The sequence below is a fragment of the Larkinella humicola genome (assembly GCF_008727875.1).
Classification (GTDB): Bacteria; Bacteroidota; Bacteroidia; order Cytophagales; family Spirosomataceae; genus Larkinella; species Larkinella humicola.
The window spans coordinates 61,943-75,553 of record NZ_VTWS01000002.1; the positions used below are offsets into that span (position 1 = coordinate 61,943).

General features: G+C 54.0%; 12 protein-coding genes. 4 read left to right on the plus strand and 8 right to left on the minus strand.

All coding sequences use genetic code 11. From position 1 onward, the window contains the following. Positions 1–66: 66 nt before the first annotated feature. From F0P93_RS08335 to F0P93_RS08345, 3 genes are read right to left on the minus strand one after another with little or no spacing between them, the layout of a single operon-like run. Positions 67–1,338, minus strand: a complete 1,272-nt coding sequence (locus F0P93_RS08335; RefSeq protein ID WP_150875931.1) for an McrC family protein — start codon at positions 1,336–1,338, stop codon at positions 67–69. Positions 1,339–1,361: 23 nt separating this feature from the next. After that, positions 1,362–2,246 carry an META domain-containing protein gene (locus tag F0P93_RS08340; protein ID WP_150875932.1) on the minus strand — a complete coding sequence of 295 codons (885 nt, stop codon included), beginning with the start codon at positions 2,244–2,246 and terminating at the stop codon, positions 1,362–1,364. Positions 2,247–2,266: 20 nt separating this feature from the next. Beyond that, positions 2,267–3,349: a Gfo/Idh/MocA family protein gene (locus tag F0P93_RS08345; protein WP_150875933.1), complete on the minus strand. Its 1,083-nt coding sequence runs from the start codon at positions 3,347–3,349 to the stop codon at positions 2,267–2,269. Positions 3,350–3,431: 82 nt separating this feature from the next. Here F0P93_RS08345 and F0P93_RS08350 point away from each other — a divergent pair, with 82 nt between their 5' ends. Together F0P93_RS08350 and F0P93_RS08355 are read left to right on the plus strand one after the other, a co-directional pair. After that, positions 3,432–3,854 (plus strand): hypothetical protein, encoded by a 423-nt coding sequence (locus F0P93_RS08350; protein ID WP_150875934.1) that lies wholly within the window; start codon positions 3,432–3,434, stop codon positions 3,852–3,854. A 36-nt stretch (positions 3,855–3,890) separates the two neighbouring features. Then, positions 3,891–4,307 carry a hypothetical protein gene (locus tag F0P93_RS08355; RefSeq protein ID WP_150875935.1) on the plus strand — a complete coding sequence of 139 codons (417 nt, stop codon included), beginning with the start codon at positions 3,891–3,893 and terminating at the stop codon, positions 4,305–4,307. Between the two features lie 353 nt (positions 4,308–4,660). Here F0P93_RS08355 and F0P93_RS08360 read toward each other — a convergent pair whose 3' ends face one another. Continuing rightward, on the minus strand, positions 4,661–5,692 hold the full coding sequence (locus tag F0P93_RS08360) for a galactitol-1-phosphate 5-dehydrogenase (RefSeq protein WP_150875936.1): 1,032 nt from the start codon (positions 5,690–5,692) through the stop codon (positions 4,661–4,663). Positions 5,693–5,787: 95 nt separating this feature from the next. Continuing rightward, positions 5,788–7,371 carry an McrB family protein gene (locus tag F0P93_RS08365; protein ID WP_150875937.1) on the minus strand — a complete coding sequence of 528 codons (1,584 nt, stop codon included), beginning with the start codon at positions 7,369–7,371 and terminating at the stop codon, positions 5,788–5,790. A 93-nt stretch (positions 7,372–7,464) separates the two neighbouring features. Here F0P93_RS08365 and F0P93_RS08370 point away from each other — a divergent pair, with 93 nt between their 5' ends. Continuing rightward, a complete protein-coding gene (locus F0P93_RS08370; RefSeq protein WP_150875938.1) occupies positions 7,465–8,346 on the plus strand; it encodes a hypothetical protein in 882 nt (293 codons plus the stop codon). A gap of 18 nt (positions 8,347–8,364) precedes the next feature. Here the strand turns inward: F0P93_RS08370 and F0P93_RS08375 are convergent, their stop codons facing one another. Then, the gene (locus F0P93_RS08375; protein WP_150875939.1) at positions 8,365–11,319 is read right to left on the minus strand and encodes an FAD-binding and (Fe-S)-binding domain-containing protein; all 2,955 of its coding nucleotides are present in this window, start codon (positions 11,317–11,319) and stop codon (positions 8,365–8,367) included. A 167-nt stretch (positions 11,320–11,486) separates the two neighbouring features. Between F0P93_RS08375 and F0P93_RS08380 the strand changes: the two genes are divergently transcribed. After that, positions 11,487–11,669 carry a hypothetical protein gene (locus tag F0P93_RS08380; protein WP_114409380.1) on the plus strand — a complete coding sequence of 61 codons (183 nt, stop codon included), beginning with the start codon at positions 11,487–11,489 and terminating at the stop codon, positions 11,667–11,669. A 7-nt stretch (positions 11,670–11,676) separates the two neighbouring features. Here the strand turns inward: F0P93_RS08380 and F0P93_RS08385 are convergent, their stop codons facing one another. Both F0P93_RS08385 and F0P93_RS08390 read right to left on the minus strand, forming a co-directional pair. After that, entirely contained in the window at positions 11,677–12,174 is a 498-nt protein-coding gene (locus tag F0P93_RS08385) for a DUF1648 domain-containing protein (protein WP_191908759.1), read from the minus strand. 10 nt (positions 12,175–12,184) lie between these two features. Next, on the minus strand, positions 12,185–13,567 hold the full coding sequence (locus F0P93_RS08390) for an MATE family efflux transporter (RefSeq protein ID WP_150875941.1): 1,383 nt from the start codon (positions 13,565–13,567) through the stop codon (positions 12,185–12,187). Positions 13,568–13,611 lie beyond the last annotated feature (44 nt).

Genomic DNA, 13,611 nt, shown 5'->3' on the forward strand with positions numbered 1-13,611 from the left:
AGTTAATGATGAATTATGAATGATGAACGATGAATTTTAAACAAGCACTTTAACTCCATTCATCGTTCATCTTTCATAGTTCATCATTGTCACCGAAACCGCTTCCTCCAGCGGCACATTCACATCGAACGGAACAACGCGCAGGTGCAGGAATTCGTCGTAACCGAAAAGCTCGAGCGGTTTTTGAAAAAGCATGGTGGCCGGGTAAATCAGAACCAGGCCCGACGCCCCGTATTTCTTCCCGTAGGCGTATACTTGGTACAGATCGGCCTGGTCGATGCCGTAGTTTCCGGCGGAATTGGTGGCATCGATTCGTTTCCATTTGGTATCCAAAACCGTTGTTACGCCGTTCTGGCGCAGGATAAGATCCGGTCGCAGTTTGAATTTCCGCAGTCCGCTGTGGTTATCGATCAGGTGCTGCGACGCTTCCTGTACAACGAGGTCGCCCGTGGTGACATACCGTTTAAACCCGGCCGCAACGTAGTCTTCAAAAACCCGTTCCATCGGAAACAAGAGCGCCAAATTAAGGTGTTTACCAGCCGTCAGACCCAAAGCCCGGCCACTCAGCAGGGCTTCGGCCCAGCGCAAAGCCGGTTGGTAGTGGATAAAAAGCCGGTTACCCGCTGTAATGGTCCGCAGATCCTCCGCAATCCGGTCCGACGGCGGGATGTCATCCATCGCAAACAGCAGTTGACGGATGCGGCTCTGGTTCAAAACCGTCCGGGCGCGGGTCTGCACAAATTCCAGAGCGGATTTCAGCAGGCGGTTGGGGGGGAGATTGGTCGTTTGCTCGTCGAACGTGGAGACCATACGCTCGGCGTGGTAGCGGTTTTGCCGGATCTGCTCCGCCAGTTCCAGCTTCCCTTTCAAAAACCGCTGATTCGTCGTTTGCGACACATACGACTTCTGCAAGCCCCGCGTCAGGAGCGGGGTCACTTCGTCCAGAAACATCGCGATAAAAACCTCCCACAACGGCAGTCGGCTGATGCCCAGCCGCACTGACTCGACGGACCGAAAGGGGCTGTTGCGCAGGTGAAGCAACATTCGCAGCAGGGCAGCCCGGGCCGCGTCGGGTTCTTCGCTGGTAGTTTTGGGCAAAATCTCAAGCTGGGTTCCGTCTCTGGTTTCGAGCAAACCGACGTAGTTTTTCACCCGGATGCACTCCCGACCCCGTTGCAAAAAAAACGTCATCACCGCATCGGCCTCGTTTTCAGTCACGAAGTTTTTAAGAGCTTCAAAGGTGGTATCGGCCAGATACAGTTCCGTCAGCGAATTCGGCCGATCCGGAAAATCCCGGATGCGCCGGATGATGCCGTATTCGGTAATGGAAAGCGTCATGGCGTTGGTTTACCGCGTGTTACTCATTTCTTTTCAACCGTTTTCCGAAACGACATCACATACTTGCCGTCGGCCAGCAAGGTCAGGCGGTTGTTGCTGATGCGGTAGAGCGTTACGCTTTGCAAAGCCGTCAGAAAACCGCTTTCGAAGTTGTAGGGACAAGCCCGACGCGTCGTCGAAAGGGCCTCGAACCGGACGTTATCGCCATCGGCTTTCACCTGGCCGTTCAGGGTATTACAGCCGGTGAATCCCTGCAACCGGTTCTCTTTCAGGTTGATGTCGAGTGTCGGAATTTGCCGGTTTACAAACTGCTCGGCGTGGAGCCGCTGCCCGCGGTAGGTTTCCAGCACCCACTGGCTGTTCAGCCGGGTCGCGCCGTTGAGAAACGTTCCGCAACCGCTGTAGCGCTGGCCGTTGGCTTCAATCGTCACGCCGTATGCGAAGGTCTGGCCGGAACGGGTATCCCGGCACACCACCGGACTAATGACCACCTTCAGTCGCCCCTCGCGCCGGGTGGCCGCTGCCGAACGGCTGGCAGATCGGCTGTTTGACCCGGTTGTACTGGCGATCAGCGGGGCATCGAACAAGATACCGTTGCTGCGCGGATCGCGTTGTGACTTGGGAACAGCCGCCGTGAGCAACGGCCCGTTCTGGGTCTGAAAACGAATGGTTTTGGTAAAATCGATGTCCAGTGTCCAGGTCGGCGTGTTGCCCTGGGCCGTAAAGTCGATGCCCTGCCGCCGTTTACTACCCGCGTCCATCGCCGAAATATCGACGTTTTCCGCTGGTTTTAAACCCTCTGAGGGCGGTTTTCGGCAGCCATCCGCCAGCACCAGGAAGCCGCTCAGGTAAACAAGTTGTGCCAGTTTTTTCATAATCCGATGCGTTACTTCCAGAACGTTACGCATCGGATTTTGTTGAATGCCGCTTAGGAACTCAATCGAACGGGCTGCCGGGTGCGGGTCGATTCGTAAATGGCCTCGAACAAAGCGACCACTTTGCGGCCTTCTTCGCCCGTCACCAGCGGACGGCGACCGTCGCGAATGGCCTGACCAAAATCCGCCAGTTGTCGCGAAAAATAATGGCTGGACGAATCGACACTGTTGAAAACCGCATCATCCTCCGCTTTCCAGACCAGCCGCTGATCTTCCTCGCCCACCACCGACCACACATCGTTGTAGGGCGCATCCTGAATGCCCGTCATGCCTGCGATGAACATCGATCCGCCATCGGTCTGAACGCCAATCGACGCACCGTTCTGGCCGTGAATATGCACTTTTCCGTAGAGTCCCGGTTTTTGCGAATTGCTGACGATCACGTTGCCAATTCCGCCGTTTTTGAAACGAACAATGGCCACGGCTGTGTCGTCAACTTCAATGTCGGGGTGGTTGAGGTTTGCCCAAACGCCGTAGACTTCCTCCATTTCGCCCATGTACCACAGCAGCAAATCCAGTTGGTGAGGAGCCTGATTGACCAGCACGCCCCCGCCTTCGTGTTCCCACGAACCGCGCCAAGGGTCGCTGCGGTAGTATTCTTCGCTGCGCCAGCCGAATAACTGCGCCATGCCCAGCACCGGTTTTCCGATTTTTCCGTCGTCGATCGCCTGGCGCATCCGCATACAGGGTTCATAAAACCGCCGTTGGCTCACCACGGCGAGTTGCCGGTTGGCGTTCCGGGCCGCGTTGATCATGGCATCACAGTCGGCCAGCGACGACGCCAGCGGTTTTTCGACCAGTACATTCGCTCCGGCTTCCAGAGCCGCTACGGTAACGACGCGGTGGGCGGGGTGCGGGGTGCAAACGATGCAGATGTCGACATTCTCGCGGTCGACCATGTCGTAAATGTCGGAATATGCCGTGATGCCATATTGATCGGCGAATTCGTCCGCTTTGGTATGATTCCGGCCGTAGATGGCAACGAGTTTGGTGTCAGAAGTTTCTAAAACTGCCCGGGCGTGGTTGTGGGCCACTTTGCCGGGGCCGATCAGGGCGATGTTCAGGATTCGGGACATGAAAAGGATGAAATTAATTATCAGAATGCAATCCAACGATTGGTTTGCCAAATGACTCCTAGTCTACAAATGTAGAAAAGTCATGAAACTACTGATTTTATTTGCGCTGATTTTAACCCTTTCCACTTCCTGTGACCGATCAAAACAAGAAGCATCCCCTTCCGATTGGCTCTACCGAAAATGGGAGTTGGTGGAGACAAAAAGTGGTACGGAAACTTGGAAACCAGTCTCGTATGGGTGGCAAATCGAGTTTCGCAGCGATGGCGGTATTCTGTATCACAACACCAAACCGCCCTGCTGTTCGCCCGTCCGGGTTGAACGCGACCAACAGACGCTGAAGGTTACCGAACTATACGGAGGCCCCGGTTGCGAGTACGTCGATTGCGCATCCCCCTCGGAGTTGAAACTGGTTGCGTTAACTGCTAACGAATTGATCGTGGAAAATGTGTTTGGCTCCTCCTACCCGGCTGGTCAGTATGTTATGAAATATAAACCGGCCCACTAATCGTATCGGTCGCTGTCATTCTTTCTCTTTCACCCGATGAAAACCGCCCTTTCCGTTCTGTTCACCGCAATGATTTTTCTGGCTTGCGACCAGTCGGATACCTACGTTTCGCCCTCCGATAAACTCTATAAACGCTGGAAAGCGGTGGAAATAGGAAAAAACGGGAAAGACTGGCGGACGTTAACCCCGCCGGAAGTGATTGAGTTTGTGGCCGATGGAACCGTCAAATACGAAAATCAGGCTAATCTTTGTTGCTCTCCAACGGAATTAATCCGGCAAAAGTCCATTCTGAAAGTGGTTAAAACCGGAAGTAACGGCCCGTACTGTGCCGGTATGAGTTGTGTCGCTATCTCCGAACTTCACATTCTGCTGCTCAGCGATACCGATCTGGTGATCGATTACTCGCACGAAGGCGCTTCGATGTATTCGCTTCGATACGAGGCTACTCCCTGAACCGGGAGAGTTTATCCTCACTGATTATTCGTTATTCAGTGTTCGTTATTCGATATTCGTTATTCAATACTTAGACACAGTCCTTTCATTGGCCTGACTTGAATATCGAACACTGACAAGCAGTTTGAGTTAATCGGAAAGAGCCCTGGAAGGGCGGTCTATCAATAGGCAACCTACATCAGCTAGTGGAAGCTCCGGAGGAGCGGCCTGAAAATGTTTATAGACCGCTCCTCCGGAGCTTCCACTAGCTGATGTAGGTTGCTTATTGACAGGACAGGCCTCCGGCCTTAATTCAAACAACTTCTGAAAGTTGAATAACGAATATCGAAATTATCGACTTGGGAGCAGGTTGGTTATGGCTTCAACACCACCTTGATCAATCCTTTTTCTTTTTCATACAACCGCTGGAACCAACTGGCTCCTTCGGTCAGGGGCACTTCCGCGCTCAGAATGGCTTCGACGTCGATTTTGCCCGATGAAATCAGTGCCAGAGCCGCTTCGTATTCGCCGTTGATGGCACAGGAGCCCTGCAACCGCAACTGACGGGTCACGATGGCCTGCAACGACACTTCCACCGATTTCGACAGATTCCCCACCAGCGTCACCGTTGCGCCTTTCCGAACGCAGTCGATGGCGGTTTTTACCGAGGGCGCAATGCCGACGACTTCAAACGAAACATCGGCCCCGCGCCCGTGGGTCAAGGCCTGAACCTCTGCCGTAATGTCTTTCTCACGGGCATTGAGACCAACCGTTGCACCGAGTTTCAGCGCCAGCGCCAGGCGATCATCGTCCAGATCGACAGCGATGATGGAACCACACCCCGCCAGTTTCAGCGCCTGAATGATGAAGAGGCCAATCATGCCCGAACCCACGACCACCGCCGTATCGTTCACCTGAATGGGCGTCAGACTCAGGGCGTGCAACGCCACCGCCACCGGCTCGACCAAAGCCGCCTGCGTATAGCTGACGTTGTCGGGAATCTGGTAGAGGATGTGCTGCGGCACCACAATAAATTCCGCAAAAGCCCCCTGCCGACGAAAATCCGGGGTCGAAACGCCCAGGACTTCACGACCGTCACTGAGGTTATACATGCCTTTCCGGCTGTACCAATCGTCTAAGGAATAGACGGTCGAGTCGAAGGTTACCCGGTCGCCAATGTGCCAGTTTTTGACATTTTCGCCGGTTTCCACCACGATTCCGGCGGCTTCGTGCCCCATCACGATGGGGGGAATCCGCCGACCACTGCTACCGTCCATGCCGTGGACGTCGCTGCCGCAAATCCCTACGGCCTGAACCTTCACCAGCACATCGGATGGGCCGGGGCTGGGGCGGGGAAGGTCTTGTAATTCAAAGTGTTTGTACTCAGTTAGGACGAGAGCTTTCATAATTTTTGACGGACCCGCAGAATTAAATTCTACTTTTTTGTGGTGAACAGAAAACTGTAACACAAAAACGTGAACTTTCGTCCACCAATACGCCATTATTTTTGATAAATAGAGATAAATGCTTCTTTCGGTACCTGATCATAATTCCGCCGGAGCAGATGCGGATTGATTTCAAACGTGACCACTTCGGTCAGGTCATCCGGTTCTTCCCCAAAAATCTCTTTGGTTAGCGCGGGTCGGTACTGCTTTTTCACCCAGATCAATTTCTGGTCGGGGGCTTTCCCCCAGGCCGGATTATCGCCCAAAACGAACTGAATCTTCCGCCAGTCATTGTAAAAATATTCCTGCAACAACGGTATAATCCGGTCACTAAACGCATCGCACAGGTCAGCATGTGACTGAATGTTCATCAGATAGGCATGCCCAATCAGGTGATCGCGGTCGTAGAGGTATTCAATTCGTTCGTTCACCATCCGTAATACTTCGCCCAGGTTAACGCCATCGACCACGGAAAGCAGCGATGGGTCGGGCAAAACCTCCCGAAAATGAAACCGGCGACGCAAGGCAATGTCTAACAAGGCAATAGAACGGTCGGCAGTGTTCATGGTGGCCACAATGTACAGGTTGGCCGGTACCCCAAACCGCTCCTGCGAGTAGGGCAACGTCAATTCTACTTCATGGGCGGCTCCCAGCCGTTTGTCGGGCTCGATCAGGGTGATCAGTTCCCCAAAAACTTTGGAAATGTTAGCCCGGTTGATCTCGTCGATAACCAGCACCTGCGCATCCGCCTGCGCCAGTTTTCGCTGACGGTTTTCGGCCGAATCGTTCAGGCAATCGGCCATCGTGGCATACCCGGCTTTCCGGAGAGCGGCCAGGCAGGACGTATAGAAAACCCCTTTGGCCACTTTGTAACTGATCTGCCCATTGCGGGTTTCGGGACGGATTCCTTCCAGAAACTCTTCGTAACCAAACGATGGATGGAACGTCACCCACTCGGCAGCAAAGGCCTGGCTCAGTTGCCGGGCTTCGTACGACTTGCCGGTACCGGGTGGGCCGAAAAGAATAAAATTCTGGGGAATAGCAGGTCTGGCCGCAACGGTTTTTTCATACACTTCCGGTTCTTCCGCCACCCGATCCCAATCATCCGTCGACCGATCAGGCCGAAGCAGGGCCGTCATGATCTCACCCCGAATGGCCTCATCATCAGCAGCCTGGTAAATAAACGGGTTATGACTGGCCGTATGCGGACCGCGTTTGGTCGTCACCAGCAGCTCCATCAGGCAATCTTCCCAGCAGCTCCGCAGCACGGGATGGTTCAGCAAATGATCCGACGATTGCCCAATCACGATGGAAATATAATCCGACTTCTCCGACAACGGTACAACATCCACCACGGCGATCGATTCGATCCGTTCCCGGCAGCCTTTCTTCACCGTGAGCCAGTATTCGATTTCGCCCTGACGCGGGCGAAACAAGCGCAGAGCCAGAAAAAAGTTGATGTGCGCCGAAATGCCCTTCCGATCCCGGTCGACCACAAACGCCAGCCGGGCATCACCATTGGGCAGATTGACCATATCGATCAGTTCCTTGAGCAACCCGAAGTATTTCCGGGCCGCTTCCGGCTGATCGATGGTCCGCAATTTTTCAAGAAGCTGGTGTCGTTGCTGGGTCAGGGTCATGGTATCGTTTGGCATCCCGCCTATCGAAACTACGACATTTTGACAAATAGTTCGTATTTTGGCGGTTCAGTTGTTGTTCTGGGCGTCTTACATATGAAAAAATGGTTTAGCTACGGAGGGATAGTTCCGATACTGGTTGCTTGTACGCTCAACGACCCCACCCCTGCCGATACGGTCTGTCTGGTCACCGAAGTGGTTCGGTATCAGCAAAAAGATGACAACCAGCAGGAAATTGGCCGGCAAACCTTTGCTTATAAAAATGGCCAGCTCGCTTCGTATACCAGCAAGACACCCAACCGCTCCATCGCCTTCCGGTTTGCCTACGTGGGCGGAAAAATTGCATCCGCTTATACCGAAGACCGTTCGATTGTCCTGAGTCTCGATTACAACGCCCTTGAACGGGTCGAAAAAGCATCGTATGTGGTCAACAACAAGGAACAATCCGTGTTTTCACTTTTTTACGATTCCGTTGATCGTACGGTCCGTTTAGTCCGCCTGGTTGAGACGCGGGTGACGTTGCCCACCAATTCCTTCATTGCCAGCCGGACGTTCCAGTTCTCCTACGATACCATTGCCCGCAATACCGTAGACCTGGTATCGCAATCGGTTCAGAATGGGTACAAAGACGGTTCCCGAACCGAAGAAGAATTGACGTTTGAGCAAAGTGCCGACAATCATTCGCCCTTTTACGACTCGGGGCAGGCCATTGTGCTGGCCCTGCTGGCTCTGACCAACCCCACCGAAGCAGACGTTGCACGGTACTTGCAACGCTATGACTGCAAAGGCTTTACCCGAAAAACCAGGGACACCAATGGATTGATTACCCTGCAGGAATCCAGTCAGTTTACGACCCAGTACGACGTGAATTTCAACCCGCTCCAGGCCGTTCAGCGCTCCCATTTATCGGTTCCGGCCGACACCTTTCCCGCCGACCGGAACTACCGGCAAACCTACCAGTACGATTGTGTGGAATAAGGGACCTGATTCCCGTTGCTAGTTCAGGGCATCGAACAGGATTTCCGCCGGATGCTTCGCCAGACGTCCCGTTCCATCTTTGATCTGATGGCGGCAACTGGTTCCGGGCGCGGCAATCAACACCTCCGCAGGTTGCTCACGGACCGTCGGGAACAACACGAGTTCGCCCACCTGCATCGACAGCGTATAATGCTCTTCTTCGTAGCCAAACGAGCCCGCCATCCCGCAGCAACCGGAAGGAATCAGTTGCACTTCGTAATTTTCGGGCAACGACAGCATTTTCTTCGTCGGCACCTGCGACGCCAGGGCTTTCTGGTGGCAATGCCCGTGCAACTTGATCAGTCGTTTTTCGGTCGTGAAGGCGGTTTTTGTGATGTTACCGCGGTCTACTTCCTGCGCAATAAACTCATCCACCAGCAACGAATGCTGGGCCAGGTGCTGAGCGGCTGCTTTCAATTCCGGCGGCATCAAATCCGCGTATTCGTCCCGGAATCCCAGAATGGCCGATGGTTCGATGCCGATCAGGGGAGTTTCAGCAGTAATCAGATCCTTCAACCGGTTTACATTCTCGATGGCAATTTTCTGCGCATCCCGCACCAGGCCTTTCGAGAGATACGTCCGTCCGCTTTCCAGATGGTCGGGAATGATCACGTCATAGCCCAGTCGTTCAAGCAGTTGAATGGTTTTCTGGCCGACTTCCACGTCGTTGTAATTCGTAAATTCATCGCAGAAGAGGTAGACGGTTTGGCGGTTTTTATGCGCCGGAACTGCCCGCTTTTTCCACCAGTTCTTCAAGGTCGTTCCCGCCAGTTCCGGCATGGTTCGATCCGGGTGAAAACCGGCCATCCGGTTCGCAATCCGCCGAAGCGCGGGCGTGTCATAAATCGCGTTGTACGCCCAGGGAGCCACACTCGCCAACGACATCAGTTTCGTAAAATTACCAATCAGGCGGGAGCGCAAGGGCGTTCCGTTGGCGTCGTAATAATGCTGCAAAAACTCCGCTTTCATGCGGCTGATGTCTACACTCGACGGACACTCGGATTTGCACCCTTTGCAGGACAAACACAGATCCATCACTTCCTTGATCTCTTCGTGATCGAACTGGTTGGCCTTGCTGGAGTTGGTCAGAAACTGGCGGAGGATGTTGGCCCGCGCCCGGGTGGTGTCCCGTTCCCGGCGGGTCGCCATGTAGCTGGGGCACATCGTTCCTCCCGTAACGGCGGTTTTTCGACAATCCCCTGACCCACTGCACTTTTCCGCCAGATTGAGAATACCGTCTTCCGCCGAAAAATCAAAAATGGTGTCGATCGGAACCGGTTTCTGATCGGGCTGATACCGCAAAAATTCGTTCATCGGCGGGGTATCCACAATTTTCCCCGGATTAAAAATGCGCTGCGGGTCCCACATCCGCTTGATGTCCTGCACCAACTGAAAGTTAGCGTCTCCAATCATGTACGGAATAAACTCACCCCGCAAGCGTCCGTCGCCGTGTTCGCCCGACAGCGAACCGCCGTATTTTTTTACCAGTTCTGCCGTATCGGCCAGCAAGGCCCGAAACTGCAACCGGCCTTCATTCGATTTCAGGTTGATCAACGGCAGCACATGGAGTTCTCCCGCACCGGCGTGGGCCGAATATTCGAGCGTCAGGCCGTGCTTTTCGGCAGCCATTCGGTCCAATTCGTCAATGTAATCGGGCAGATCGCGGACATCCACGGCGCAATCTTCGATAACGTTCGCCGGTTTATCATCGCCCGGAATGTTGTACATGATGCTCAACCCGGCCTTCCGCAGGTTCCAGGCTTTCACCGCTTCCTGGTCGAACAAAATCGGGAACGCATACCCCAATTCGTTCTCCTTTAGGGCATTAATAAGGCGATTGGCTTTCCCAGTGACGGCTTCAATGGTATCGTCAAAAAACTCGACCATCAATACCGCCTTGGGATCCCCCTCGACAAAATCCCGGTTTTTAGCCTGCTCGATGTTGCCTTTGGTCAATTGCAGAATGTAATCGTCGACCAGTTCGGAAGCCGAGCAGCGGTGTTCCAGCGCCACCAGATTGGCTTCCAGCGATTGCCGGATGGTGACAAAATGGGCGCAAACCAATGCACTTTTTTTCGGCGGCAACGGCAGCAGGTTCAGTTTGGCTTCGGTAATAAAACACAGCGTTCCTTCCGAGCCCGCAATGAGTTTGCAGAAGTTGAAGGTCTGGTCGGGATTTTGCTCAAAAAACGGCAGTAATTCATCGAGCGCGTAGCCCGTATTCCGGCGGGTGATGGTCGGCTTGGGAAAACCGGCCCGGATCTGTTTCTGATTTTGTGATCCACTGAGCAGGTCGCGAACCTGTTGATACAACCGCTTTTCGAGCGGACTCACGACCCCAACACCCCGGCATTTGCCGTCAAATTCGTCACGACTCAAACTCCGGAACGTCACTTCGGCACCATCGCTTAAAATCGCTTTCACTTCCAGCAAATGATTGCGCGTGCTGCCCCAGACAATTGAGTGCAGCCCGCAGGAATTATTGCCGATCATTCCGCCGACCATCGCCCGGCTGGCAGTGGAGGTTTCCGGGCCAAACATCAGACCGTGCGGTTTTAAAACCGCATTCAGATCGTCGCGGATCACACCCGGCTGAACCCGAACCCAGCCTTCTTCGGGATTGATTTCCAGCACGTTCGAAAAATATTTGGAACAGTCGGCTACGATGCCGCCACCGACTACCTGCCCGGCCAGCGACGTTCCGGCGGCTCTCGGAATCAGTGACGTCTGGTTTTGGCGGGCAAACCGCACCAGCCGTTTGATGTCTTCCGGCGTTTTGGGAAGGGCAACGGCCAGCGGTTTTTCCTGATACACCGACGCGTCCGTCGCATAGAGCAGGCGCATGGCTTCGTGTTCGGGAGATTGGTCGTGGTAGAGTTCTCCCTCGAACGACTGTGCGAGCGATGAAAAGGTAGGGGCGGGAATTTTAAACATAAAAGGCGAAAACCGGTCTGGGAACCGGCGAAATTAGGAACGAATGTCTTGAAAAAAAACAAAAGGCCGACCGCAGTTCATCAGCCCCGAAAAAAGATCCCATCTCCACAGCAGACAATTTTCACCAAAAATAGTTTATAGCCTACAAACCACTCACTTGAACGACAATGAGCGTAAAAAGCATTTTCGGAATTATACTGACATTGGCCGGACTAATCGGCCTCATCTACGGCGGCATGGATCTCACCAGCGGGGGCGTTGCCCGGGCGTCCTGGATTTACCTCATCATGGGCGGTATTTTTTTCTTTTCCGGAATCAGCCTGATTCGCAGCACAAAAGACGCTGCGTAGGAATTTACTATTTGAGCGTATAGGCTCGTCGGACATAATAAATGATCGTGCCTAAAATAGATAGCCCTATGAAAATGAGGGGTGCTATTTTGCTCCTGACAAGTTCACCATTGGATACGGAACGTATCCAGTCCCAAAGTGACCAGAACATAAAGATCATTACTACACACGCCAACATAGCCAGCATTTCGTGTGTATTGCGGATTTGCCGTTCCCGGTTTTCGGGCGTTAACGGAGTGGGCATGTTGTAATAATCTGGCGGAATTTGGCGAATTGACCAGAATATAACGAAAATAAAGGTAGCAAGTCCCGGCACAATGAACAGTTGCCCGCGACCACCCCAGCGATCCGGTTTTCCGGCCAGACCAAAATGGACGGGAATGGTTTCGGGCAATTGGGCATAATACCCAATGATCAGGACCACCTGCCCGACGAGCAGCAACAGGGTCAGGGCGTTCAGCAGACGTTCCGTTCGTGGAACGGCGGTGGATAACAGGGGTTTCATCTGAGTGTCGTTAAGCATTGTAAACGTTTTTTTCAACCGCATCCGGTTTGATCTGCCGAACCAGCCGAAAAAACCGGATTGGGAACAGAATGGCCGCCATCGTCAAACCAGCCAGCAGACCGATCCAGATACCGATCGCGCCCAGGTTAAACCAGAAACCCAGCACGTAACTCATCGGCAATCCGATGATCCAGTAAGCAAACAGGCTGATGATGGTGGGTGTATTGACGTCCGACAACCCACGCAACATGCCGATTCCAACCACCTGAATGCCGTCGGACAGTTGGAAAAACCCGGCCATGATGACCAGCGAAGCCGCAATCGCGGCCACTTCCGGGTTGTCGCGGATATACCAGCTCACCAGCCAGTCGTTGGCCGTCAGGAAAACCACCGCCGGTAGACCCATGAACACAAAAACCAGCCACAAAGCTGCTACCCCGGCCCGGCGCACGGCGGTCAGGTTGGAGCGACCCAGCGCACGGCTAACCCGAATGGAACCCGCAGCCGAAATGCCGGTAGCCATCATGTAGGTGATCGAAGCCATGTTGATGGCAATCTGGTGCGCGGCCAGTTGGTCGGTTCCGAGCCAGCCCGCCATCATGGCAGCCAGTGAAAAGGTCGCTACTTCGAAGAAAAACGTAAACCCGCCCGGCAGTCCCAGTTGCAGAATCTGACGAATGTGCCTGCTCACCCCCAGCGTCTGGAACGAGGGGAGAAAGTAACACTGAAACAGGCTGTTTCGCCGGATGTAGAGAATGATTGCGGCTGCCATGAAGCTGCGTGAAAGCAGTGTTCCCAGCGCCGAACCCTGAACGCCCAGCGCCGGAAACGGACCAACGCCTTTGATCAGAACATAATTGAGCAACGCATTCAGAAACAGCGCCAGCAAGGTAATGATCAGGGCAATTCGCGGATACGAAAGACCGTCGCACAACTGCCGGGCGGCAATAAACAGAAACAGCGGAATGTTCGATAAACTGAGAATGAGCAGAAAATTCCGGCCAATTTCGGTGACCTCCAGCGTCTGTCCAAACTGGTCGTAAAAGTAGGCCACACCGACACCAACCAGCCCCAGCGCCAAACCCAGCCACAGGGCAACCCACAAACCCGCCCGGAACAATCGGTTGATCTCGGCGGCATCGTTGCGCCCGCGAGCCTGCGACACCAGCGCAGCCACCACCGACAAACCGCCCACGCCAATGCTCGATACCAGAAAAGACAGCGACACCGACAACCCAGCCCCCGCCAGCGGAATGGCGCCCAGCAACCGCCCGACGAACAAATCGTCGGTGACGCCCATCAACACCACCCCCAATTGGGCAATCACAATCGGAATGCTCAGCCGGATGGTGTCGGCCAGTTCCGGTTTATACATCTGGTACCACTGCTTCATGCTTTCCCAACAGCAACTTTTCGATGCTTGTTCCGGTCGTCGAC

Coding starts and splice junctions, on each gene's coding strand:
- F0P93_RS08350 (WP_150875934.1), top strand. CDS start 3,432: ATGAAACTACTGATTTTATTTGCGCTGATTTTAACCCTTTCCACTTCC.
- F0P93_RS08340 (WP_150875932.1), bottom strand. CDS start 2,246: ATGCGTAACGTTCTGGAAGTAACGCATCGGATTATGAAAAAACTGGCA.
- F0P93_RS08370 (WP_150875938.1), top strand. CDS start 7,465: ATGAAAAAATGGTTTAGCTACGGAGGGATAGTTCCGATACTGGTTGCT.
- F0P93_RS08360 (WP_150875936.1), bottom strand. CDS start 5,692: ATGAAAGCTCTCGTCCTAACTGAGTACAAACACTTTGAATTACAAGAC.
- F0P93_RS08345 (WP_150875933.1), bottom strand. CDS start 3,349: ATGTCCCGAATCCTGAACATCGCCCTGATCGGCCCCGGCAAAGTGGCC.
- F0P93_RS08390 (WP_150875941.1), bottom strand. CDS start 13,567: ATGAAGCAGTGGTACCAGATGTATAAACCGGAACTGGCCGACACCATC.
- F0P93_RS08385 (WP_191908759.1), bottom strand. CDS start 12,174: ATGAAACCCCTGTTATCCACCGCCGTTCCACGAACGGAACGTCTGCTG.
- F0P93_RS08355 (WP_150875935.1), top strand. CDS start 3,891: ATGAAAACCGCCCTTTCCGTTCTGTTCACCGCAATGATTTTTCTGGCT.
- F0P93_RS08335 (WP_150875931.1), bottom strand. CDS start 1,338: ATGACGCTTTCCATTACCGAATACGGCATCATCCGGCGCATCCGGGAT.
- F0P93_RS08365 (WP_150875937.1), bottom strand. CDS start 7,371: ATGACCCTGACCCAGCAACGACACCAGCTTCTTGAAAAATTGCGGACC.
- F0P93_RS08380 (WP_114409380.1), top strand. CDS start 11,487: ATGAGCGTAAAAAGCATTTTCGGAATTATACTGACATTGGCCGGACTA.
- F0P93_RS08375 (WP_150875939.1), bottom strand. CDS start 11,319: ATGTTTAAAATTCCCGCCCCTACCTTTTCATCGCTCGCACAGTCGTTC.